The sequence below is a fragment of the Psychrobacter sp. L7 genome (genome assembly GCF_002810365.1).
Lineage (GTDB): Bacteria > Pseudomonadota > Gammaproteobacteria > Pseudomonadales > Moraxellaceae > Psychrobacter > Psychrobacter celer.
Window position 1 is genome coordinate 21,049 of the sequence record NZ_NEXR01000007.1, and the last position, 22,814, is coordinate 43,862.

Here is a 22,814-nt window from a genome sequence, read left to right on the forward strand (position 1 = left end):
GTTTACGGCATCCTAGCCAAATTTTATCGTGAGACTACCCGTCCCTGGTAGCCAACGGTGGTGCTTATGACGCTTCTTTTTGCTTGTCTTGCAGACACCCAAATGGCTTCTCTTATCACCTTAATCTCTATATCGGTCAAACCATCTGTCAGCGTTTGTGTCACATCGGTAGCGGCTATCGCGCTCGTCCATAAAAAGTGCCGAGGAAATTTTTTTAATAACTCAGCCAACACTGCTGAAAACTTATTGAAGTCAGCGATCACCATGCGGCGATTGCTAAATTCGGCGTTGATTTGATACCGTTTGCTACTACCATCTTTGTTATAGCAAACGGCAATTATTTGATTGTTTGAAAGCTCGATCACATATATCGGCGGGCGCAACAATTTTAATAACACATACTGCTTGGGAATATCGTCCAAATAACGCCGATAAATCGATACGCTCACCATACTTCCTTGCTGTAAACCACGTTCTTTATGGAAAAAATGGAAAAATACGCTTAGGTTATCTTGCTATTATTCGAGTAGCGCGCAAAACCTATCAAAAAATCCGCTTATCATCGACTGGTTTGGCAAATTTTGCAATGTTGGCTTCGATGTTTTTGGCAATGCTCAAATAATAAGAGGCAAACTCATCGTCAGCCAAAACGCTTGGCACCCCTTTGTCCACTTGGGCGCGGATACCACTGGCAAGTGGCAGCTGGCCTAGTAGCGGCACCTGATACTGCTCTGCGATAAACTCGCCGCCGCCGCTGCCAAAGATGGCCTCGGTATGGTTGCAGTTACTACAAGTATGCAAGGCCATGTTTTCCACCACACCCAGTACGGGGATATTGGTTTTATGAAACATCTCAACGCCCTTTTGCGCATCCATCAAGGCCACATGCTGCGGTGTTGTCACAATCACCGCCCCTGTGACAGGAATACGCTGCGCCAATGTCAGCTGAATATCACCTGTACCTGGTGGCATATCAATCACCAAATAGTCCAATTGTGGCCAGTTGGTTTGATTGTATAGCTGCATCAGGGCGCCCGTGGCCTTGGGGCCGCGCCACGCGACAGGAGTGTTGTCACTATCGAGCAAGCTACCTATCGATAGCATGGCCATACTGTGCGCCTCGACAGGCACAAACTGCTCGTTTTCTAGCTCAGGCTTGATATCCGCCACACCCAGCATCGTTGGCATACTAGGGCCGTAGATATCGGCATCTAGCACGCCCACACGGTTGCCAAGCTTTTGTAATGCCAAAGCAATATTGACTGTCGTCGTTGATTTGCCGACGCCGCCTTTGCCTGAGGCCACCACAATGATATGACGAATACGTGGGTGCGCTGCCAGCGATGCTTGCGTCGGCGCAGCCTTAGTAATCGGCGGCTCGCTGCTTGTCGGTTCTTGGTCTGCTTGGGTAGCAGGTTTGGCGTGAGTGGCCATGGCATCTGTCGTCTTTGGCATCGATTTGGGCGGCGCTTTGGGCAAGCTTGCACCGGCGCCTTTAGCATCGGCTGGTAGGCGCACATTCATATGAATGGTTCTGATACCATGCGGATGCAGCAGTTGCCCCAGCTCCTGTTGTATCTGTTCAGGGTTACTGTCTTTGGGTAAGCGCAAATCTAAAGTGAGCACTTGCCCGTCGCGCTCAAGTCCCGTCACCATCGTGGCGATGCTAACGGTGCCGACTTCATAGCCGAGCAAGACTTTATCGACCGCGCTATCACGCTCGGCGCGCTGCTGCGGTGTTTCGGCTTTGGGCTTTTTTTTCATAAAATTAAACATGGCTATCATGACTACCTATTTTGCAAGTGGGCCGGTAGGACAACTCGAGCAATACCGTCGTCGCGCTGGTCAATAATACATCATCAGCTTTTTGTCTACCCTTATTATCCGACAGTGTAGCTCAATTGACGCTATAAAAAAACCACAATGCCAGTGGGAACACGCGCGCCGACGATACCTATGGAAAAAACCAAATCAACTAATCGCCAAAAACTTCGAGGCGATAAATAAATAGATCAGCACCCCCGATGCATCACACACTGAAGTGATTAAAGGCGCACTGGCGGCGGCAGGGTCAAAGCCTAATTTGTTCAGCACAAATGGTAAGCTCATGCCGATCACACAACCAATCATCACCACCGACATCATGCTAAGCGCCAGCACCAGCGACACCACGGCATCACCGCGAATATAACCGATGATAGAGATCGTCACCGCCATGGTCGCACCGAGCATCAATGCCACCAAAGCCTCTCGGCCAAGCAAGGAAAACCAATCGCGCATCACCACATCACCCGTGGCCAGCGCCCGTACCATCAAGGTTGCAGACTGCGAGCCGGCGTTGCCACCACTATCGACCAATAGCGGCAAAAAAAACACCAGCACTAAATTGGCGGCAATCACCTCTTCAAAATTTGCAATACTCAAACCAGATAGTAAGTTACCAAACACCAAAAACACCAGCCAAAACACCCGTTTGCGGTAGAGCATACGGATACTGACGTCTTTTAGCTTACCGACCATGGTCGAGACACCACCCGACTTATGAAAATCGTCGGTGGCTTCATCATTGACCACATCTATCGCATCATCATGAGTGACGATCCCGACCAGAGCGCCACTTTCATCGGTAATGGGCAAGGCGATCAAATCATAACGCGCGATGGTTTTGGCGACGTCCTCTTGGTCATCATGGACATTACACGACACCACGCTACTCATCATCAGATCGGCGATACGCTGCTCAGGCGATGCCAAAATCAATACACGCAAGGACACCACACCCAACAGCTTGCGCGCCGTATCGATGACATAAGCATGATAAATGGTCTCAGCATCCGGCGCCTCTAAGCGTAGCGCGGCCAATGCCTCAGCGACACTCATCTGAGCGCTCAAGGTCGCATAGTCTGAGGTCATCAGCGCCCCAGCGGTACGCTCTTCATAGGCGGAGAGTCTGCGAATATCTTCGCGCTCTGCCTGTGCCAACGCTGGCAGCAGGGCATCACGCTGCGCTTGATTGAGACGCTTATATAAATCGGTACGCTCATCAGCGGGCATCTCGCCGACAATCTTTGCTAGGCTTGCCCGCGGGAACACCTGCGCCATGGCAACCTGAATATCAGGCGCTAAGTAGGCAAACACTGTCGCACGATTGGGCAGACGCTGTAGTAATGGCCACGCAAGCGTAGGCGTCATTAATGCCAGTACGTCAGCGCTATCGATAGGTCGCAGGTCTTGCAACTGCTGTACCGACTGATCAATTTGCTGCTGTGCGACAGCGTCGCTTAACTTGGCTGCAAACGTTTCTGCAAAATCTTTCTCATTCATCATTGTCACTCCGTGCAGCGCGAAGTCAGGCAACAGGCGCTCATAAAAAAGAGCCAATACAATTGGCTCAAGTCAACATAAAATCAAATCCTAATGGATTGGTCTTTTATTAGCAAGCTGATGATGGTCAAACGCCTCAAATAGCCAGCAAATCACAATCACGGTCAGTGTTGCCAAAGTTGATACCACAAACAAACATGGATGGTATCAATTTATATAAAAGCGCCATAAACCCGCGACTGGCTCAGTTTGGATTTTATTAATTCATAAACCAACCATGGCTGGCGACGATGGATTGCCCAGTAAAGACATTGCTTGGGAATGCCGCTAAAAACAAAGCCAGCTGGGCAATATCATCGACTGTGGTGAACGCTTTATCGACGGTATTGACCAGCATAATGTCATTCACCACTAACTCTTCACTGATGCCTTTTTCGGCGGCTTGTTCGGGGATTTGTTTTTCGACCAGTGGGGTTTTGACAAACCCAGGGCAGATCACATGCGCGCGGACATTATGAGGCGCGCCTTCTTTTGCCAACACACGGCACAGCCCTAGGAGTCCATGTTTGGCAGTGACATACGGCGCTTTATATAGCGATGCTTCGTGCGAGTGCACCGAACCCATATAGATGATCGTACCGCCTTTGTCATCTTTATACATGTGCTGCGTGGCCGCTTTGGTGGTCAAAAACGCCCCATCCAAATGAATGGCGAGCATTTTTTTCCAGTCCGCAAACGCCATCTTATCGATAGGATCAATGATTTGAATACCGGCATTGGAGACGAGAATATCGATACTACCAAACGTATCTACCAGCTGCTGCACGCCCTCACCCACCGCTTGCTCTGCGGTGACATCCATGGCGATTGCCAGCGCACGGCCACCAGCTGACTCGATGGCATCAACCGTTTGCTGGGCGGCGGCCAGATTGATATCAGCAATACCAACCGCAGCGCCTGCCTTGGCATAGGTTTCGGCGATATCGCGTCCGATACCGCTTGCAGCGCCTGTGACTAAGGCCACTTTGCCTGTCAAATCTTGTTGTAATTGGGTCGCCATATGCGATCATCCTTTATCAGTTGGCTGTTTTCAGTCTTTGTTGGCCGCCGTTATTGCACAATGCTCACTGGCGTTTTTTCTTGTAGCTCCTCAAAGCTGACACCCTCTGCCAATTCCACCAGCTTTAGGCCATCATGGGTGACGTCTAACACTGCAAGCTCGGTGATAATACGATCGACCACGCCTTTGCCCGTCAAGGGTAGCGCGCATTCTGCAAGGATTTTTGGGTCGCCGTGTTTGTTGACTTGCTCCATCAGTACAATCACGCGCTGTACGCCTGCGACCAAATCCATCGCCCCGCCCATGCCTTTGACCATTTTTTTGGGAATCATCCAGTTGGCCAAATCCCCTTTTTCTGACACTTCCATCGCGCCTAATATTGCCAGATTGACATGACCGCCACGAATCATGGCAAACGACTCTGAGCTACTAAAATAACTGGCCCCCGGCTCTGCGGTCACCGTTTGCTTGCCTGCATTAATTAAATCGGCATCGACATTCTCCGCCGTTGGAAACTCGCCAATACCTAATAAGCCATTTTCAGACTGTAGCCAAACATCCACATCATCAGGAATGTAGTTGGCCACGAGGGTCGGTAGTCCGATGCCCAAATTTACATAATAGCCGTCTTGCAACTCTTGTGCGGCACGCTGTGCCATCTGCTCTCTTGTCCATGCCATGGTGATTTCCTTATTTTTATAATCACTCCAAGAAATATGATTAGCGGCATCAAACTCGCTTAGTCTACAAAATGTAGCACTTAGAGTTATCTTACTTGCTGCTCAATTTTTAGAAGTGGTATTACAATATTCTATTATTAACGTCATCTTTGAAAGGTTCGGATAAAACCACTAACTAAGCACTCTCAGCGGCTTTCGTGGTGGTTTTTTCGATACGTTTTTCGGGGTTATTATTTAAGACAATACGCTGCACAAAGATACCAGGTAGATGCACGTCATCAGGGTCAAGAGCGCCTGTCTCGACGATTTCTTCGACCTCGACGATGGTCACTTTGCCTGCCATCGCGCAATCTGGGTTGAAGTTACGAGCGGTCTTATTAAAGATTAAATTGCCTGCCTTATCTGCTTTTTGCGCTTTAATCAATGCCACATCGGCGCGCAGTGAATGCTCTAGCACATACGTACGGCCGTCAAACTCACGGGTTTCTTTGCCTTCAGCGACCAACGTACCAACGCCTGTGGCGGTATAAAATGCAGGAATGCCTGCACCGCCTGAGCGCAGTTTTTCGGCCAAGGTGCCTTGCGGCGTCAGCTCAACCTCTAACTCGCCGGCCAAGTATTGACGCTCAAACTCTTTGTTTTCACCGACGTAAGACGAAATCATTTTCTTAATTTGACGGGTTTGTAGTAGTAATCCTAAGCCAAAGTCATCGACACCGGCGTTATTACTGATACAAGTCAAATCTTTGACACCGCTATCACGTAGCGCTTCGATTAACGCTTCAGGAATACCGCACAGACCAAAACCGCCGATAGCAAGTGTTTGTCCATCACTTACCACACCTTTTAGCGCCTCTTCGGCACTACTGTATACTTTTGAGCGACTCATGCTTATCTCCTTGCAAGTCTGTTTTTGTTATTAACGTCCATTATCTATCATGATTTATTTACTGTGCCAATCAATAGCGTATTGACTGTTTTAAATTTATATTAATACACTTTATATCGATATATCATATATCAAATACTTATGCTAACTTAACATATAAATCTCGTAGCGAGAAGACAATAACACTAAGAACGAACGAGACAGCACAGTGGCGGGGTATGAGGTAAGTCAATATCATATTATTCTAGATTAATGTTTGATAAAAAATCGAAAATCACATATTTTGATTAATTTTATTGACCCCGATAAACATGCCCTGCATACTCGCTGATTGAACTTTGCCAAGGAGGGCGATTATGTTTAGCACATTTGCTATTGTCATTACATTATTATTATTGATGTTCTTTGCTTATCGCGGTTATTCAGTGCTGATATTAGCACCGATTATGGCGACGCTGGCCGTATTACTGTCGGGCGACTTTCTTAGCAGTATTCCGGCTTATACCGATGTGTTTATGGGCGCGTTAAGTGGGTTTTTGCTTAAGTTTTTCCCCATATTTTTGCTAGGTGCGCTATTTGGGCGCTTGATGGCAGACTCAGGCGCGGCGACAGCGATCGCCAATACTGTGGTCGAAAAACTCGGTGCCAGCAAAGCCATTCTCGCCGTCATCTTAGTCTGCGCTATCTTGACCTACGGCGGTGTGTCGTTGTTTGTTGTGGCCTTTGCCATTTATCCAATCGCCAAGGATTTATTTAAGGCTGCAGATGTACCCAAGCGCTTGATTCCAGCGGCGATTGCGCTTGGCTCCTTTACCTTTACCATGACAGCGCTACCAGGCACGCCAGCCATTCAAAACGCCATCCCAATCCCATACTACAATACCAATGTTTTTGCCGCACCGATACTGGGTATCATCGGCGGTACCATTATGTTTGTCTGCGGCTGGCTATGGCTACAGACACGCGCCAAAAAAGCCAATGCCGCAGGTGAAGGCTATGGTCAGCATGACGAAACAGATGTGGGCGGTGTTGGTGCGGTTAAAAAAGAAACCGAAACCCTCAGTACGCACCACACCTCATTTACCGTCGCTATGATTCCATTGGTATTGGTTATTGCTCTAAACGCCGTTCTGACCTATTTCATCTTTCCGTCAATGGAATTTAGCGCCTTACAAGCGCAGTTCCCTGATCTCAATATCGCAGGCTCGCTTGGCCTTTGGTCAATTATCATCTCATTGGTCGTTGCTTGTACGGTTTTAATTGTGCTGCGTATCGGTCATTGGAATAATCTACAAAAAACCATCAACCGTGGTACTTACGACTCGATGTTGCCGATTTTTAACACGGCGTCGGAAGTGGGTTACGGCGCGGTGATTGCCTCACTCGCAGGCTTTCTTATCATTCGTGATAGCATCTTAAACCTAAACCCTGACAATCCTTTGATTTCAGAAGCGGTGGCGATGACGACCTTGGCAGGTATCACTGGCTCCTCGTCTGGTGGCTTGAGTATCGCTCTCTCAACCTTGGGTGAAGACTATCTTAGAATGGCAGTCAATGCTGGTATCGACCCTGAGCTGATGCACCGTGTGGCGGTCATGGCAGCAGGCGGTCTGGATACCTTGCCGCACAGTGGCGCGGTCATCACCTTGCTGGCGATTTGTGGCTTGACTCATAAGCAGTCGTATCTCAACCTAGCCATGGTCACCATCGTGATTCCGCTGGTCGCAGTGGTCGCTATCATCATCTTAGGGACGATGTTTGGTTCTTTTTGATCGCACCGCTCGCCTAGCCTTAGCGCACCTCACTCTACAGTCGTTTTATTTTCGATTGATGATAACCACGAATACCACCCACTTAGCCTGCGCTCGGTGGGTTTTTTATGTCAAAGCGATGCTGGTTTTTTATAAAGATTCAGCCATCACTTAGCGTTAATTACTAAGGAATATCACAAATTTGGCCGAATTACGGTATCATAGGCACACTTTTTAGACTTTTGCTTATTTTAGAAGTTTTTAGCCTTGATAACGTCATCATCATACCTTTATAAACAGCGTGTGACGTTTGATAATCAACCCATTTATACAAAAATATAGGTGATAAAAGTGCGTGAGATTTTAGTAACCAGTGCGCTGCCCTACGCCAATGGCTACATCCATTTGGGGCACCTTGTAGAATACATTCAGACAGACATCTGGGTACGTGCCATGAAGGCGCAAGGCCATCAGGTCACTTATGTCTGTGCCGATGACGCGCACGGTACAGCCATCATGCTCAAAGCAGAAGCCAATGGCGTCACGCCAGAAGAGCAAATCGCCTCGGTCAAAGCCTCACACGAAGCAGACTTTGCGAAGTTTTTGATTGAATTTGACAACTACCACAGCACCCACTCAGAAGAAAACAAACAGTTTTCTGAGCTGATTTATCGTCGTCTAAATAACGCCGGCCACATCAGCACAAAGGATGTCGAGCAATTGTTTGACCCCGAAAAACAATTGTTTTTGGCCGATCGATTTGTCAAGGGAGAGTGCCCAGAATGCGCTAGCCCAGACCAATATGGTGATAACTGTGAAGTCTGCGGCACCACCTATGATGCCACCGAGCTAAAAAACCCTTATTCGACGTTGTCGGATGCCACGCCGGTACTCAAAACCTCAAAGCATTATTTCTTTGATTTGCCAGAATTTGAGCAGTTTTTAAAAGACTGGACCCGCAGTGATGAGCGTTTGCAAGTCTCGGTCGCCAATAAGCTGCAAGAATGGTTTGAAGCGGGTCTCACCAGTTGGGACATCTCGCGCGATGCGCCGTATTTTGGTTTTCAGATACCTGATACGCCAAGCGATGAGCCAGACAAATACTTTTATGTATGGCTCGATGCACCAGTGGGCTACATGGCCAGCTTTAAAAACCTCTGTGATAAGCGAGAGGGAACCGAAAACGAATTGGACTTTGACCGCTACTGGGCACAGGAAAATGAGCATAAAACCGAGGTGTATCACTTCATCGGTAAAGACATCGTGTATTTCCATGCGCTATTTTGGCCTGCCATGCTAGCCGGTAGTGAATTCCGCACGCCAACGGGCGTTTTTGCCCATGGTTTCTTAATGGTCAATGGCGAAAAAATGAGTAAGTCACGCGGCACCTTTATCAAAGCTGAGACTTATGCCGAGCACTTGCACCCAGAGTATTTGCGTTATTACTTCGCCAGCAAGCTGTCGGACAAGGTCGAGGACATCAACCTTGATTTAGAAGACTTTATGCAAAAGGTCAACTCTGACTTGGTGGGTAAAGTGGTCAATATCGCCAGTCGCAGCGCCGGTTTTATCGTCAAAAAATACGACGGGATGCTCTCAGAGGCCTGCGCTGAGCCTGAGTTATTAGAAGACATCACCAAAACGGGCGATGAGATTGCCGCCGCTTATGAAAACCGCGAGTTCTCCCGTGCCATGCGCCTTATCATGCAGTGTGCGGACAAGGCCAACGAATATATCGATGGCAAAAAACCATGGTCACTTGCCAAGCAAGAAGGTACTGAACAAGAGGTGCAAGACGTCTGCTCGGTGGCGATCAACATCTTCCGTCAGCTCATGGTTTATTTGGCGCCAGTATTGCCTGAGCTGACCGCCAATGCCAAAACGTTTTTGAATATTGAAGACTTAAGCTTTGCCAGCCGCAATGAGTGGCTACTGGGTCATAAAATCAATAAATTCAAGCCACTCATGCAGCGTATCGAAGAAAAAGACGTCACCGCCATGATTGAAGACTCCAAAGCATCGCTAACCCAGAGTGAGACGCCAGCGGTTGATCAGCCGGCTTCTGCCGCAGACAACGCAAGCGAGTCAGACGACTATATCGGTATCGAGGATTTTGCCAAGGTTGAGATGAAAGTGGCGCACGTGGTCGCGTGCAACCATGTCGAAGGCGCGGACAAACTATTGCAATTTACCCTAGATGTCGGCGAAGAGTCTCCGCGCAATGTGTTTAGCGGTATTCGTAAATTTTATGAGCCTGAGCAGTTATTGGATAAAAAGGTGATCTGCGTCACCAATCTGGCGCCGCGCAAGATGAAGTTTGGTGTCTCAGAAGGCATGGTACTCTCAACCGGTCATCCAAAGACAGGGCTTACGGTCGTCACCTTGCCAGATGACTGCGTGATTGGCGATACGTTAGCGTAAAGTCGGTTTTGAGCGTCATGCTCTTTGTACCTTTATGATTTTTTTGTTTCAAAAAAGACGTCCAAGTGACGTCTTTTTTGCGTTTTTGCCGATAAAAGCTGAGAAACCCCATTGTCAATATATTTGGCGAGATGACTCATGACGAACTCGCCTTAATTTTTTATTGCGATAACTTACATTACTGTCATAATATGGACGTAATAATCATGGATTGATTACTTTTATGTTCGCCCGTTATCTCAGCATGTACATAATATTGACTCGGGTAACCTGCACTTCTTTAACCGACGAGCCAGAATAACATGACCTTTGCTACTACTTTACGCTTTAGCCTATATGGTGCCGCCATGAGCGCGGCCCTTGGACTACTGGGCTGCTCAGACGCCACCGACACCGCCGCCGATAGCGCTGGTACTGATGCCGACAAACCTGCCAAGACCTTGGCCATCACCCAGATCGTCGAACATCCATCGCTAGATGAGATGCGCCGCGGTATCATTGATGAGCTGGCTGATAATGGCTACATCGAAGGTCAAAACCTCACAGTAAACTTCCAAAGTGCGCAGGGTAATACTGCCACCGCAGGGCAAATCGCCAAACAGTTTGCCGGCGACAACCCTGATGCCATCGTCGCCATATCGACGCCCTCGGCACAGTCAGTGGTGGCCTCTACCAAAACCGTCCCTGTGATTTATACCGCCATCTCAGACCCTGTGGCGGCGAAACTCATCGATGCCAATGATGTGCCTATCCAGTCAAATGTCACTGGCCTATCAAGTGAGCTGCCTATCGAGCCGCAACTGGACAATATCAAAAAAATCGTCCCCGATGCCAAAACCATCGGCTATGTCTATAGCCCAGGTGAAGTCAACTCTGTGGTGGTGCTCGATCAGCTCAAAAAAGCCGCGCCAAATTATGGCCTTACTATCTTAGATGTCACGGCCAATCGCCCAACCGATGTCGCCATGGCAACGCGCAGCCTCTCAGGTCGTGCCGATGTCATTTATACCTCGCTTGACAACAACGTGGTATCCGCCTTTGAAGCCATGGCAGGCGCAGCCAACGAGCTGGATATTCCGGTGATTGCCTCGGACGAGTTTAGCGTACGACGCGGCGCGACCGCCGCACTTGGGGTCAATGATTATGATTTTGGTCGTACCACAGGCAAGATGGTCTATCGCGTGCTAAATGGTGAAACCGTGAGTGCCATCAAGCCTGAGGTCATGAACACCTTAACCTTGTACGCCAGTCCAAAGCATGCCGCTGAGCAAGGCGTCAGCTTGAGTGAGGATTTGCTAAAAAACGCCATCAATATCGACAAAAAAGCACAAGCCACTGCGCAGTAGTCATAGGGCGTGTGATGCAGTAATTGTATGACACAGTCAACTGACGTTATCCTTTACCCATTTATTAAATAATGTACGGACACATTATTATTTTCAGGAGTGAGAGCTATGTTTTATCAAAACCGTTTTGGTCATTTCAACTTCAGTAAGGCGCTGTTATTAGGCAGCGTTTGTACTGCGATCTTAACTGGCTGTAATCAGACAGCCCAAGACACCAACAGTACTGACGGTGCGACAGACAGTACCGCCACGCAAATGAAAACGGTCGCCATTACCGCCATTGTCGAGCATCCTGCCTTAGATGACGTACGTAAAGGCGTGATCGACGAGCTCGATGAAGCAGGTTTTAAAGACGGTGAAAACCTAACGGTTAACTTTCAAAGCGCACAAGGCAATACGGCAACAGCCGGACAGATCGCCAAGCAGTTCGTCGCGGATGAGCCAGACGCTATCGTCGCGATTGCCACCCCATCCGCTCAGTCTGTTGCGGCAGCGACCAGCACCATTCCGATGGTGTTTTCGGCTGTGACTGACCCTGTCGCCGCCAAGCTAGTACCGAAACTTGATGGCTCAGGCACCAACGTCACTGGCGCATCAGATGCGCTACCCTATGAGCCGCAAATCGAGCTGATGCGTCAGATCATCCCAGACCTAAAAAACGTCGGTTACGTCTATAGCCCAGGTGAAGTCAACTCAACCATCATCCTAAAAAACCTAAAAGAAAAGCTGACGCCACTTGGTATCAATGTGCATGAAGCGCCAGCACAGCGTAGTAACGACATCGCCATGGCCGCCCGCAGTCTTGAGGGTAAGGTGGATATGATTTACACCTCAACCGATAACAACGTGGTGTCGGCTTATGAGTCGCTATACCAAATCGCCAAAGAAAGTAAGATCCCACTGATTGCCTCAGACACCAGCTCAGTCGAGCGCGGTGCGGTGGCGGCGTTGGGCGTCAACTACTACGATCTTGGCCGCGAAACTGGCAAAATCGTTGTGCGTATCTTAAATGGTGAAAAAGCCGGCGCTATCCCTGTCTATACGCCGCAAGCGCTAGATTTGTATGTCAGTCCAAAACATGCGACTGAAGAAGGCATTACTTTGTCACAAGCGGTTATCGATAACGCCAAAGAAGTGATAGAATAACGGCCTTTTATCTTTGACGTCACATAGCAGCGTCTATCTATCAGCAAAACCACCAAACAGACAGCGCTATTCATGGCTGTCTGTCGTTGGTTTTGTCCGATGGGGCTATATAATTAAAACCAAGGTAGCTTATGATCGTTATTCATCGTGATATGTTTTGGTTTACCCTAACCGCAGATTGTTTAATCTGTTAAATTCACCGCTTAGCTGTTTGGCGTTTATATGAGTGTGGCAATCGCCGCGCATTTATGTGACTCTCACGCGCCGGACACTTGGTTATGACTTACTGATCTCTTATGTCTTTAATTGCTTTTTTTGGTGCGCTTGAAAGCGGTCTGATTTATGGCCTTGTTGCACTTGGCGTCCTGATCTCATTTCGTACGCTCGACTTTCCTGATCTGACGGCTGATGGCAGTTTTCCGCTCGGCGGCGCTGTCGCTGGTATCTCTATCGTCGCTGGTATCAACCCATGGCTAGCTTGCGCGTTTGGTATGCTCGCAGGATCAGTCGCAGGTATCGTCACGGCATGGCTCCACGTCAAGCTGGGTATCTTGCAGCTACTTGCCAGTATCTTGGTGATGGTCGCGCTATATTCTGTCAACTTGCGCATCATGGGTGCGCCAAACTTACCGCTCCTTGGTGAGACCACTGTATTTAGCAGCTTGGTAACCGATGGCAACGGCTATTGGATGCGCTGCTTGATCATTGGGGTGGTGATCTTACTGGCCAAGCTGTTTTTAGATTGGTTTTATAACACTGAAACTGGCTTGTCGATGCGCGCCACAGGCTCCAACCTACGGATGGCACAAGCCCAAGGTATCAACACCTCATGGATGACCATCATCGGTATGGCCATATCCAATGGTCTAATCGCACTGGCAGGTGCTTTGTTTGTACAAACACAAGGCGGCGCGGACATCTCTATCGGTATCGGTACCATTGTCATTGGTCTAGCAGCCGTCATCATCGGTGAGACCATCATTCCTGCCAAGCGTATCTGGCTGATTACCTTTGCTGTTATCGTCGGGGCGGTACTATATAAGCTGTTTATTCAGGTGGCGCTATCGAGCGATACACTACGTAGCATCGGCTTTGGTCCGCAGGATTTAAACCTAATCACCGCCCTACTGGTGGTACTGGCACTGGTACTACCAAAAGCCAAAACCAAGTTTTTATCTCGTAAGGCTCGCGCTTAATAGTGGGTAAAGTAGCAATATAAGCTTGAAGTGACTGTCTTAAAGTGACAATAAGGAATAACGACTATGATGCAAGCCACAGATTTGCGGTTAACCTTTAACCCAGGCACGCCTATCGAAAATCCGGCGCTACGCGGCATCAATCTCAACATTGCTGATGGTGAGTTTGTGACGGTGATTGGTACCAATGGTGCCGGTAAATCCACGTTTTTGAATGCTGTCAGTGGTACCACACGTGTCGATAGTGGCTCAATCTTACTCAATGGTATTGATGTCACCAAAAAAACCGCGCATCAGCGCGCGCACTGGGTCGCTCGCGTGTTTCAAGACCCGATGGCGGGCACCTGCGAGGCACTCACCATCGAAGAAAACATGGCACTGGCGTACAAACGCGGCGGCAAGCGTGGGTTGAGCTTTGCCTTAAACCAAAATAACCGTGATTTGTTTCGCGAAAAGCTGTCCGTACTCAAACTGGGATTAGAAAACCGCTTAACTGACCGCATGGGATTGCTATCAGGCGGGCAACGTCAGGCAGTTAGCCTCCTGATGGCCTCGCTCCAGCCTTCCAAAATCTTATTGCTAGATGAGCACACGGCCGCGCTTGACCCGAAGACAGCAGCGTTTGTCTTGGAGCTGACTGATAAGATCGTCACAGACAACAGCCTTACGACGATGATGGTCACCCACTCTATGCAGCAGGCGCTGGCGCACGGCACGCGCACGGTGATGCTACATCAAGGCCAAGTGGTCTTAGATGTCGCAGGAGACACTCGTCGCGGCATGACCGTCCATGACCTGCTCGATATGTTCGAGCAAACCCGTGGTGAAAAGGTCGAAGATGATAGCCTGATTTTAAGCTAAGTCATTGATGTTATGCACAGTGCTTATTTAAAAATAGGTCCTCGATAGCTGGTAAGTAGACCGCAAAATGAGTCACCAGTAAGGACATGCCCTAAGCGTCAAGCAGCACCAGCTTTTGAATCAATTCACTGACATGCTGCGCTTGCATCTTTTTCATCACTTGTGAGCGGTGCACCTCGACTGTGCGCACGGCAATATCTAAGTGGTCGGCGATGACTTTATTGATATTACCTTGTAGCAGCTCATCGGCTACCAGCTTTTCTTTATCCGTCAGCTGAGCATACAGCTTGCGAATCTCGTACAGTTTGGCACGCTTGATGGTTAATGCTTGCGCCTGTGCCAACGCTTGCTGTAGACGCTGACTGCCTATGGGTTTTTCTAAATAGTCGGCTGCGCCCTGTTTGAGCATATTTACCGCATCAGCAATCTCGCCATTACCTGTCAAAGCGATGAGCGCCATAGGGCTATCATGAGTATTCAGATACTCCTGTAGCGCCTGCCCGCTCATCTCCGGCATCATCAAATCACTGATGATGACAGCGGGACGATAGATATCTACCTGCTGCAAAAACGCTAACGCACTCGGCCATCCTTGCGCTTGCACCCCCAAACTCCCAAGTAAAAACTCACAAGAGAGGCGCACGCTTTCTTCATCATCGATGATATGAACGACAAGGGGCTCAGCGCTGGTTTTTGGTACGTGGTCAGATGACATCATAGGCGTATCTTGACCCTGCTCAGAGATGTGTGTCAAAGGGGAGAAAATCATATAAACCTTTTTGGCCCAATTGAGTGATGATAAATGATGGTGTTTTTAAATATAGGTTGCGCAGCATCGAAGGCATGCAGCACACACGTAAAACTTATCCCCATCACGCCTCACAATTTATAACCGTTTTCTATTCAACTGGCTATATTACTGCCTGTTGTTTCTATCTATTACAGACAGCGGCAAATAAAAAGAGACTTGCGCGCCCAGCGTATTTGCTGGCGGCTGGCCTAGATGCGCGGGGAGCGACTGCAGTTTACCCTGTAAGGTACGCCGAAAGCGATAGGTCTGAGCGTTTGCCACAGGATATTTATCGAGCTCTGCGGCTACTTCGATATTACTTAGCGCTATCTGTGCCTCTATGGACTTACACAGCCGCTGACAAATCATCAGACCCAGCCCCAGACCGTCCGCTTTGCTCGACTGCGCGGCATAATATCCAGATGCAGCCTCGTGCTGATGAGACTGAGCCAATTGCCGCACATCAAACCCTCCTGCGTCGTCACTGACATGCAGCGCCAGCCACTTTTTGTCATGGCGGCTATCTATCTGACAGCGTAACGAGATATTTGTCGCACCTTGCTGGGCGGCATTGCTCATGGTATTGATGAGCAGTTGATCTAAGAGCAGATGCGGCAGGGTCACGCCTTTATAGTCGGTTATCAGCCAAAAATCGATACCGCTCGCTTTATCACCCAATAATAAAACACACTGCCGATAGGTCGCTATGATGTCGACCCTCACGTCATCGGCGGCGCTCCGCTGCGGACGTCCTGCCCAGCTACGGATGTTGTTGACGACCGCCGCGACACGTCTGGTCTCATGGACGATCTGCTCTAAGGCATTTTGTGTCTCTTTATTATTTGTTTCTGTCTTAGTCTTATGCTGATGCCGTATTAGCAGTCCTTGTGCGTAGTTTTGGATGGTTGCCAGCGGCTGATTGATTTCATGGGCGATGGCACCACTCATCTCACCAATGACCGCAAAACGCTCTGATTGACGCAGCTGCTCATCATAGTCACGAATGAGACGGTTTTGCGTCAGTATTTTTTGGCGTCGACGCCATGCCAGCCAACTCATCCAGCCATAATTGATGGTCGATATCAAAATAATAAACACCAGCACGCCGACCCCCAGCCGATGCGCTTGTATCCAGTCGAGCAAATGAGCGCTGAGCGGTTTTTGGGCTGGATGACGCTGCATCTCATATAAGACACGCTCAGCCTCCATGCTAGACTCTGGAGGTAGCCAGCGCAGCCCTGCCGTAGACATTTGCTCTGCTGGCGGCGGGGCAAATACCTGCTGACTGACTTGCCGTACCAATGCCGCCGGTGCTTGCTCAGTGGCGGCCAACGTCCAGTTGGGATAGATCGCTGTAGAAGACTGGCAGTTTGATGCGGTCGCGACTGGATGCAGTAGACGATATTGTTTGGCATGTATTTTCCCTTGCCGCGTCATCTCCTCCATTAAGCATAGCGGCACGATGGCAGCATCGACCCTGCCATGGGCCAAAGCCTGCAAACTCCGCTCAATCGGATAGCCGGTGAACTGTACGTGATAATGACTGGGCGTGATGCTGTTTTGCTGTAGTAAATGCGCGCCCAGCAAATATCCACCAAACGCATCGGCATCGACTGCGGCCACCGTACGGCGCTGTAAATCTGACAAACGATATATGTCGCTATCGGCTGCCACCCATAAGGCACTGGCGACCGCTTCCATCGCGCTGGGCTGTTGCTGCGCTATCGGCTCAGGTATTTGGCGAAACTGCTGAGCCAAGCTAACCGTCGCCTGCGACGCACGTTGGGTGAGCGTATGTGCCCGAAAGCCTTGCACCTTATCATCGACCGACAGCGCCGGCTCAGACAACACTGTCGGCGCCTGCAACGTAGCCAGCCAGCGCCATTTAGTGGTATTCATTTTTATAAACTGAACTTGCGGACCCAGCACAAATGCAAACTGTTTGGCTTGTATTTGCTGTTGCCAGTTTTCTAATGCCAACGGCACTAATATCACCGTGTCCTCGGCGAGTTGCCGATTGATATCATCTAACCATGGCTGCCAGCGATCTTGCGCGGCTCTCTCGCCTTGCGGCGCTAGCACACCCAAATAATACGTCTGCGCAAATGCTGTCGCGACACCTACCCCACTATATAACGTCATCACAAGCAGCAAGACGGCACCAACAGACGCATGCCACGCCGCCTTATTTTTAGAGCCTTTGTACATCGTGCTCACTTCCCACTGGACCTATCAGTCGACATTATAAACCAAAACCCCAATTATAATGTGGTTTTCCACAATATCGCCATTGGCGCGCCTGCCCTATACTCAATCATCATAGTACGACCTTTAAATCGTCATGCGCACCGTATGCAATCCTAGGGCACGGTGGGCTGGACACAGCTATCTTATGGAGGGTGGACGGATGAAAAACAAAAAGTGGCCACTGATTATCTTGATCATCGGTATTATCGGGCTGGTCATTGCCTTTATTATTGGACAATTACTGCCAAATATGCGCACCAGCACGAGCAATATCGAGGTCGATATCACCGACCCGACCTTGATAAAAAAAGGCGCGTACATCGCCCGTACCGCAGACTGTGTCGCTTGTCATACGACGCTTGACGGCGAGACTTATGCAGGCGGTCTACCGATGCTGACGCCGCTTGGGGCGATTTACTCAACCAACATCACCCCCGACAAAGACACGGGCATCGGCAATTATAGTTTTGATGATTTCAAAAATGCGGTCAAACACGGGGTACGACGTGATAACAAAGCCTTGTATCCTGCGATGCCCTACCCGTCTTATCAGCTGATGCCAGATGAGGACGTGGCCGCGATGTATGCGTTTTTTATGTCTGATGTCAAACCCGTTCAGCAAGCTAACCTAAAGAGCGAGCTACCACCAGTGGCCAATTGGCGCTGGCCCTTAGCCTACTGGCAGGTGTTATTTGATCGCAAGCGTGAGTTTGTCCCTGAGACGGACGATGCGCTCTTGACTCGTGGTCAGTATTTAATCGAAGGCCCTGGACATTGCGGCTCTTGTCACACTGGCCGCGGTATCGGCTTTCAAGAGGTCGCGCTCAGTAACGCGGACTCCAACAAATATCTAAGCGGCGCGGTCATCGATGGCTGGCGTGCCAAAAGCATACGCGGCGAGCATCGCGGACTTGGCACGTGGACAGTGGCAGAGTTAAACGACTTCTTTAAGACTGGCCGTACCGACACCACTGCTGCCTTTGGTGCCATGGCTGAAGTGGTCGAGCACAGCACCCAATACATGACTGACGACGATATCAACGCCATGTCGTCCTACCTCAAAACCCTAAGCCCTGCACCAAACAAAGAAGAAACCCTGCCGAATAAAGCAGACACCACCACGCAAAAACTGTTAGATGGCAACTATGACTCACGCGGCGCAATCCTCTACGCAGAGTATTGTCAAGTGTGTCACCGCGCCGATGGTCAAGGTGTCGCCCGTATCTTCCCCGCCCTTGATGGTAATAGCGCGGTGTATTCTAAAAACGCGGACTCCGTCTTGCAAATCACCTTAAGCGGCGGCCGGATGCCCAAGACCCCTTATGACCGTATGGCATTTACCATGCCTGAGTTTTCTAACTTAAGCGATGCGGATGTGGCCGAGGTGGTCAACTATGTTCGCAACAGCTGGACCAACCAAGCGCCCAAAATCGACGTCAATGACGTGGTAAAAATGCGCGCCTTTCTCGCCAAAAAACCAAAAACCAGTACCGATATCGCCCCAGACCTAAGCATTGACGCTGCAGAAAAAGGAGCAAACCAATGACCCATTTACTATTTACATGGCCGCGCGCCGCGGTTTATGCCGTCTTAGGTGTCATCAGTATAGGCGCCTTCAGTGGCTGCTCCAATCCTACCCCTGCTGAGCGCAATGCGCCTGAATTTAACACGGTCACAGCCGACGATGCCAACGAAGACATCGGCACATATATACTGCCGCAAGACACTGCCATCTTATATGAGCCAAATGCTGAGGAAATATTTTATGGCAAACGGCTCCTCAACGAAACCAAGCGCCTGCTACCAGAGCACGTCGGCGCGCAGATGAACTGTAATAGCTGCCATATATCACAAGGCAAAGTCCCGCTTGGCGACCCCTATATCAACAGCTATAACACCTACCCACGGGTGATGCCGCGTGCTGGCAAAGAAATCGATCTAGAAGCCCGTATCAATGGCTGTTTTCAGCGCTCAATGAATGGCAAACCCTTAGACCGTGAGTCACCTGAGATGCAGGCGATGATGGCTTATATGAAATGGCTGTCACAAAACACGCCAAAAGAGCACAAAGTCGATATCAAAAACGCAGGCGCTGTCGATACCTCATTGACACCGGACCCTATACGCGGCGAGCAAATCTATCAGGCACAATGCGCGACTTGCCATGGCGACAATGGCGAAGGGCTCAAAGACAGTCGCGGTGACATCGTTTTTCCGCCATTATGGGGCGATGAGTCCTTTAATATCGGCGCAGGCATGGCTCGCACCTATAAAGCTGCCGCCTTTATTAAATACAACATGCCCATGGGCATTCAGACCAAAGGGCTATGGGGCCACGGCAATGTCCTAAGCGATCAAGATGCTGTCGACGTGGCGCATTTTTTTACCCATCAGCCGCGCCCTGATTTTGCAGGCAAAGTCAATGACTGGCCCAGTGGTAAAAAACCCAAAGACGCGCGCTACTGATCGCCCTAAACGCGGCGTTCTCCGTGGTTGTTCTTTGCTGTTGATAAAACCACTCTAACAAAGCAAACCTTTAAGAAAACGCGCTTTTCTTAAAGGTTTTTTGTTATCTATGGTTACTACTGCTACACACGGTACAGCGAGCATTATATAGTGATGAAATACCACTATTATGCCGCCATTTATCGATGAGGTCTGTCATGCGCAAAATTCCTGTTTACTCCCACCCTGCTGCCGGTTGGCCTGCGCTGATCTCCTCGACACGCAAACTGATGGATTATCAGACCTTTTTACGCGGTAGTGTCAGCGTCCTAAAAAGCAATCAACCCAAAGGCGGATTTGACTGCCCAGGCTGCGCGTGGCCAGACCATAAGTCACACAAGCGCATCGACGTCTGCGAAAACGGCATCAAAGTCATCGCCAGCGAAACCATGACGAAAAAGGCGGATGCGCAATTTTTTGCGCGGCATACCGTCACCGAGCTACAAGGCTGGTCGGGCTATGAGCTTGAGCATAGCGGGCGCTTATCAGAACCTTTATATTACGACGCCGCACAAGATCGCTATGTACCGATTTCTTGGAAGGCGGCTTATCAGTGTATCGCTGAGCAATTAGGTCAACTTGACTCACCAGATGAGGCGTTATTTTATACCTCAGGGCGCGTGACCAACGAGCCAGCCTTTATGTATCAATTGTTTGTACGCTGTTTTGGTACCAATAATTTACCAGATTGCTCGAACATGTGCCATGAGCCGACCTCAGTAATGCTCGGTAAACAGCTGGGCGTCGGCAAAGCGACAGTCATGCTAGAGGATTTTGAGCAAGCCAAGCTCATATTGATGTTTGGTCAAAACCCCGCCACCAACCATCCGCGCATGCTCGAAATGCTCGCTCATGCCCATGAGCAAGGCTGCCAAATCCTCTCGATAAACCCCATGCGCGAGCAAGGCTTGAGTAAGTTTCGAAACCCACAAAAACCCACGCATATGGCAGCAGGCCAAAGCGACACCATGGTCGATGAAGTCGTGCAAATCCAAATCGGCGGCGATGCGGCGCTGCTGACCGGCATTGCCAAATGGCTGATTGAGAATAATAAAATTAATACCGATTTTATTACAACGCATACCTCAGGGTTCGAGCCATTAAAACAATGGCTGACCGAGCAATCTTGGACGGATATCGAGCAAGGCTGCGGTATCGCTCAGACAGAGATTATCAGGCTTGCTAAGTTGGTCGTCGATAGTCCAGCGACCATTTGCACATGGGGCATGGGCATCACTCAGCATGTACAAGGCGATGACAATGTAGCGATGATTACCAACCTATTATTATTGATGGGTATGATTGGCATTGAGGGCGCAGGCGCATCTCCTGTGCGTGGACACTCTAACGTACAAGGCGATCGCACCATGGGTATCCATGAGCGCCCAGCGCAAAAGCTACTCGACAGCCTAGCGCGCGTCTTTAAGCGCCCAATGCCGCAAGCAGCAGGCTTTGATGTGGTGACAGGTGCCAAAGCATTGATCGCCGGCAAACTCAAAGTCTTTATGAGTATGGGCGGTAACTATGCCGTGGCCGCCCCCGATACCAGCGCTATCGAGCAAGCACTCACCACCACACAGCTCAATATATTTGTGGGCACCAAGCTCAATGAAACCATGCTCTACCCAGGGGCGCATAACCTAATACTGCCTTGTCTAGGGCGTACTGAGCGTATCGTGACGGCCAAAGGTGAGCAGTTTGCCACCATCGAAGACTCTATGTGTCAGATTGTCCCGACGCAAGGCACCCTAACACCCGTCAGCGACGCGCTCAAATCCGAGGCGCAGATCGTCGCCGATATCGCCACGCATGTGCTCAAGACTGATACCGACATTCCTTGGCAGGCGATGAGTACCGACTTCGATCTCATTCGCGACTATATCGCCCAAGCGATTGACGGCTTTGAGAACTTCAACACGCGCATTCGGGCAGCCGAGCGCGGTTTTCATTTATACCACCCAGCGCGCCACCGCATGTGGAATACAGACAGTGGTAAAGCACAGTTTATCGTGCCGAAATACCCCATCACTTATGTCGCAGCCCAAATGGCCGACACCGCCGCTGCCTTAAATGATGGCTTAAACTCCTCTGGCAATGACAGCGACCAAAATATCGAACAAAAAATCTGGCAATTGACCAGTGTACGTAGTCATGATCAATTTAATACCATGATTTTTGGCTATAACGATCGCTATCGCCAGACCAACCGCCGCGACGTGCTATTTATGCATCCAGACGAGATGAGCCGCCTAGGCTGGCAAAAAGGAGATCAGGTAATGGTATCGCGGCACGCCAGCAGCTCAAGCCACACAGCGCATAAAAACAAGCCGCGCGTACTAGGGCCGCTCATATTGACTGAAATGGATATCGCCGCCAATGCCGTCGCCGCCTATTATCCTGAATGTAACGACCTGTTTGATTTGGATACCCATGCGCCAGACTCGCACATACCTGCCTACAAATCGACAACGGTGGTTTTGCAGCGTGTTGCGACAGCCGCGCGATTATCTGACCCTGTACTATCAGCATAAATTGTCAGCGTAGGCCGTGTCCCATAAAGGCGCTTAGCATAGCGCCGTATGGGTGTGTTATCCATAT

Annotated in this window: 17 protein-coding genes; 9 read left to right on the forward strand and 8 right to left on the reverse strand. The window is 49.6% G+C overall.

Annotated features, from left to right (window positions below):
* Window positions 1-23: 23 nt before the first annotated feature.
* The 6 genes from CAP50_RS08715 to CAP50_RS08740 all read right to left on the reverse strand — a co-directional run bounded on the left by CAP50_RS08715 (window position 24) and on the right by CAP50_RS08740 (window position 5,953).
* Entirely contained in the window at window positions 24-449 is a 426-nt protein-coding gene (locus CAP50_RS08715) for a hypothetical protein (protein WP_153045438.1), read from the reverse strand.
* A gap of 94 nt (window positions 450-543) precedes the next feature.
* Window positions 544-1,776, reverse strand: a complete 1,233-nt coding sequence (apbC, locus tag CAP50_RS08720; protein ID WP_075101724.1) for an iron-sulfur cluster carrier protein ApbC — start codon at window positions 1,774-1,776, stop codon at window positions 544-546.
* 195 nt (window positions 1,777-1,971) lie between these two features.
* Window positions 1,972-3,324, reverse strand: coding sequence for a magnesium transporter (gene mgtE, locus CAP50_RS08725; protein ID WP_100749768.1), 1,353 nt, complete (start codon window positions 3,322-3,324; stop codon window positions 1,972-1,974).
* A 259-nt stretch (window positions 3,325-3,583) separates the two neighbouring features.
* Window positions 3,584-4,384 (reverse strand): 3-hydroxybutyrate dehydrogenase, encoded by an 801-nt coding sequence (locus CAP50_RS08730; RefSeq protein ID WP_100749769.1) that lies wholly within the window; start codon window positions 4,382-4,384, stop codon window positions 3,584-3,586.
* A 50-nt stretch (window positions 4,385-4,434) separates the two neighbouring features.
* Window positions 4,435-5,064 carry a CoA transferase subunit B gene (locus CAP50_RS08735; RefSeq protein ID WP_075101624.1) on the reverse strand — a complete coding sequence of 210 codons (630 nt, stop codon included), beginning with the start codon at window positions 5,062-5,064 and terminating at the stop codon, window positions 4,435-4,437.
* 175 nt (window positions 5,065-5,239) lie between these two features.
* Complete coding sequence (locus CAP50_RS08740; protein ID WP_075101625.1) at window positions 5,240-5,953, reverse strand: CoA transferase subunit A; 714 nt, start codon at window positions 5,951-5,953, stop codon at window positions 5,240-5,242.
* Between the two features lie 356 nt (window positions 5,954-6,309).
* Here CAP50_RS08740 and CAP50_RS08745 point away from each other — a divergent pair, with 356 nt between their 5' ends.
* From CAP50_RS08745 to CAP50_RS08770, 6 genes are all read left to right on the forward strand, one after another.
* Window positions 6,310-7,725: a GntP family permease gene (locus CAP50_RS08745; RefSeq protein ID WP_075101626.1), complete on the forward strand. Its 1,416-nt coding sequence runs from the start codon at window positions 6,310-6,312 to the stop codon at window positions 7,723-7,725.
* Between the two features lie 330 nt (window positions 7,726-8,055).
* Window positions 8,056-10,125 carry a methionine--tRNA ligase gene (gene metG / locus CAP50_RS08750; RefSeq protein WP_198411613.1) on the forward strand — a complete coding sequence of 690 codons (2,070 nt, stop codon included), beginning with the start codon at window positions 8,056-8,058 and terminating at the stop codon, window positions 10,123-10,125.
* A 302-nt stretch (window positions 10,126-10,427) separates the two neighbouring features.
* The gene (locus CAP50_RS08755; protein ID WP_075101627.1) at window positions 10,428-11,471 is read left to right on the forward strand and encodes an ABC transporter substrate-binding protein; all 1,044 of its coding nucleotides are present in this window, start codon (window positions 10,428-10,430) and stop codon (window positions 11,469-11,471) included.
* Window positions 11,472-11,579: 108 nt separating this feature from the next.
* Entirely contained in the window at window positions 11,580-12,617 is a 1,038-nt protein-coding gene (locus tag CAP50_RS08760; RefSeq protein WP_075101628.1) for an ABC transporter substrate-binding protein, read from the forward strand.
* A 296-nt stretch (window positions 12,618-12,913) separates the two neighbouring features.
* Window positions 12,914-13,813 carry an ABC transporter permease gene (locus CAP50_RS08765; protein ID WP_075101629.1) on the forward strand — a complete coding sequence of 300 codons (900 nt, stop codon included), beginning with the start codon at window positions 12,914-12,916 and terminating at the stop codon, window positions 13,811-13,813.
* A gap of 66 nt (window positions 13,814-13,879) precedes the next feature.
* Window positions 13,880-14,674, forward strand: a complete 795-nt coding sequence (locus tag CAP50_RS08770; protein WP_100749770.1) for an ABC transporter ATP-binding protein — start codon at window positions 13,880-13,882, stop codon at window positions 14,672-14,674.
* A 91-nt stretch (window positions 14,675-14,765) separates the two neighbouring features.
* Here the strand turns inward: CAP50_RS08770 and CAP50_RS08775 are convergent, their stop codons facing one another.
* Window positions 14,766-15,443: a response regulator transcription factor gene (locus tag CAP50_RS08775; RefSeq protein ID WP_083608561.1), complete on the reverse strand. Its 678-nt coding sequence runs from the start codon at window positions 15,441-15,443 to the stop codon at window positions 14,766-14,768.
* 147 nt (window positions 15,444-15,590) lie between these two features.
* The gene (locus CAP50_RS08780; RefSeq protein ID WP_075101631.1) at window positions 15,591-17,672 is read right to left on the reverse strand and encodes a PhnD/SsuA/transferrin family substrate-binding protein; all 2,082 of its coding nucleotides are present in this window, start codon (window positions 17,670-17,672) and stop codon (window positions 15,591-15,593) included.
* A gap of 199 nt (window positions 17,673-17,871) precedes the next feature.
* On the opposite strand from CAP50_RS08780, the gene CAP50_RS08785 reads away from it, so the two are divergent.
* From CAP50_RS08785 to CAP50_RS08795, 3 genes are all read left to right on the forward strand, one after another.
* Window positions 17,872-19,257, forward strand: coding sequence for a cytochrome c (locus CAP50_RS08785; protein WP_083608562.1), 1,386 nt, complete (start codon window positions 17,872-17,874; stop codon window positions 19,255-19,257).
* Entirely contained in the window at window positions 19,254-20,177 is a 924-nt protein-coding gene (locus tag CAP50_RS08790) for a c-type cytochrome (RefSeq protein ID WP_100749771.1), read from the forward strand. The genes CAP50_RS08785 and CAP50_RS08790 overlap by 4 nt, the downstream gene beginning before the upstream one ends.
* A gap of 197 nt (window positions 20,178-20,374) precedes the next feature.
* Window positions 20,375-22,747, forward strand: a complete 2,373-nt coding sequence (locus tag CAP50_RS08795; RefSeq protein ID WP_075101634.1) for an FdhF/YdeP family oxidoreductase — start codon at window positions 20,375-20,377, stop codon at window positions 22,745-22,747.
* Window positions 22,748-22,814: the final 67 nt, after the last annotated feature.

Excerpts from the sequence above, each read along its gene's own strand:
- CAP50_RS08765 (WP_075101629.1), top strand. The coding sequence starts at position 12,914 with ATGTCTTTAATTGCTTTTTTTGGTGCGCTTGAAAGCGGTCTGATTTAT.
- CAP50_RS08745 (WP_075101626.1), top strand. The coding sequence starts at position 6,310 with ATGTTTAGCACATTTGCTATTGTCATTACATTATTATTATTGATGTTC.
- CAP50_RS08740 (WP_075101625.1), bottom strand. The coding sequence starts at position 5,953 with ATGAGTCGCTCAAAAGTATACAGTAGTGCCGAAGAGGCGCTAAAAGGT.
- CAP50_RS08730 (WP_100749769.1), bottom strand. The coding sequence starts at position 4,384 with ATGGCGACCCAATTACAACAAGATTTGACAGGCAAAGTGGCCTTAGTC.
- CAP50_RS08795 (WP_075101634.1), top strand. The coding sequence starts at position 20,375 with ATGCGCAAAATTCCTGTTTACTCCCACCCTGCTGCCGGTTGGCCTGCG.
- apbC (WP_075101724.1), bottom strand. The coding sequence starts at position 1,776 with ATGTTTAATTTTATGAAAAAAAAGCCCAAAGCCGAAACACCGCAGCAG.
- CAP50_RS08735 (WP_075101624.1), bottom strand. The coding sequence starts at position 5,064 with ATGGCATGGACAAGAGAGCAGATGGCACAGCGTGCCGCACAAGAGTTG.
- mgtE (WP_100749768.1), bottom strand. The coding sequence starts at position 3,324 with ATGAATGAGAAAGATTTTGCAGAAACGTTTGCAGCCAAGTTAAGCGAC.
- CAP50_RS08755 (WP_075101627.1), top strand. The coding sequence starts at position 10,428 with ATGACCTTTGCTACTACTTTACGCTTTAGCCTATATGGTGCCGCCATG.
- CAP50_RS08760 (WP_075101628.1), top strand. The coding sequence starts at position 11,580 with ATGTTTTATCAAAACCGTTTTGGTCATTTCAACTTCAGTAAGGCGCTG.
- CAP50_RS08780 (WP_075101631.1), bottom strand. The coding sequence starts at position 17,672 with ATGTACAAAGGCTCTAAAAATAAGGCGGCGTGGCATGCGTCTGTTGGT.
- CAP50_RS08790 (WP_100749771.1), top strand. The coding sequence starts at position 19,254 with ATGACCCATTTACTATTTACATGGCCGCGCGCCGCGGTTTATGCCGTC.
- CAP50_RS08770 (WP_100749770.1), top strand. The coding sequence starts at position 13,880 with ATGATGCAAGCCACAGATTTGCGGTTAACCTTTAACCCAGGCACGCCT.
- CAP50_RS08785 (WP_083608562.1), top strand. The coding sequence starts at position 17,872 with ATGAAAAACAAAAAGTGGCCACTGATTATCTTGATCATCGGTATTATC.
- CAP50_RS08775 (WP_083608561.1), bottom strand. The coding sequence starts at position 15,443 with ATGATTTTCTCCCCTTTGACACACATCTCTGAGCAGGGTCAAGATACG.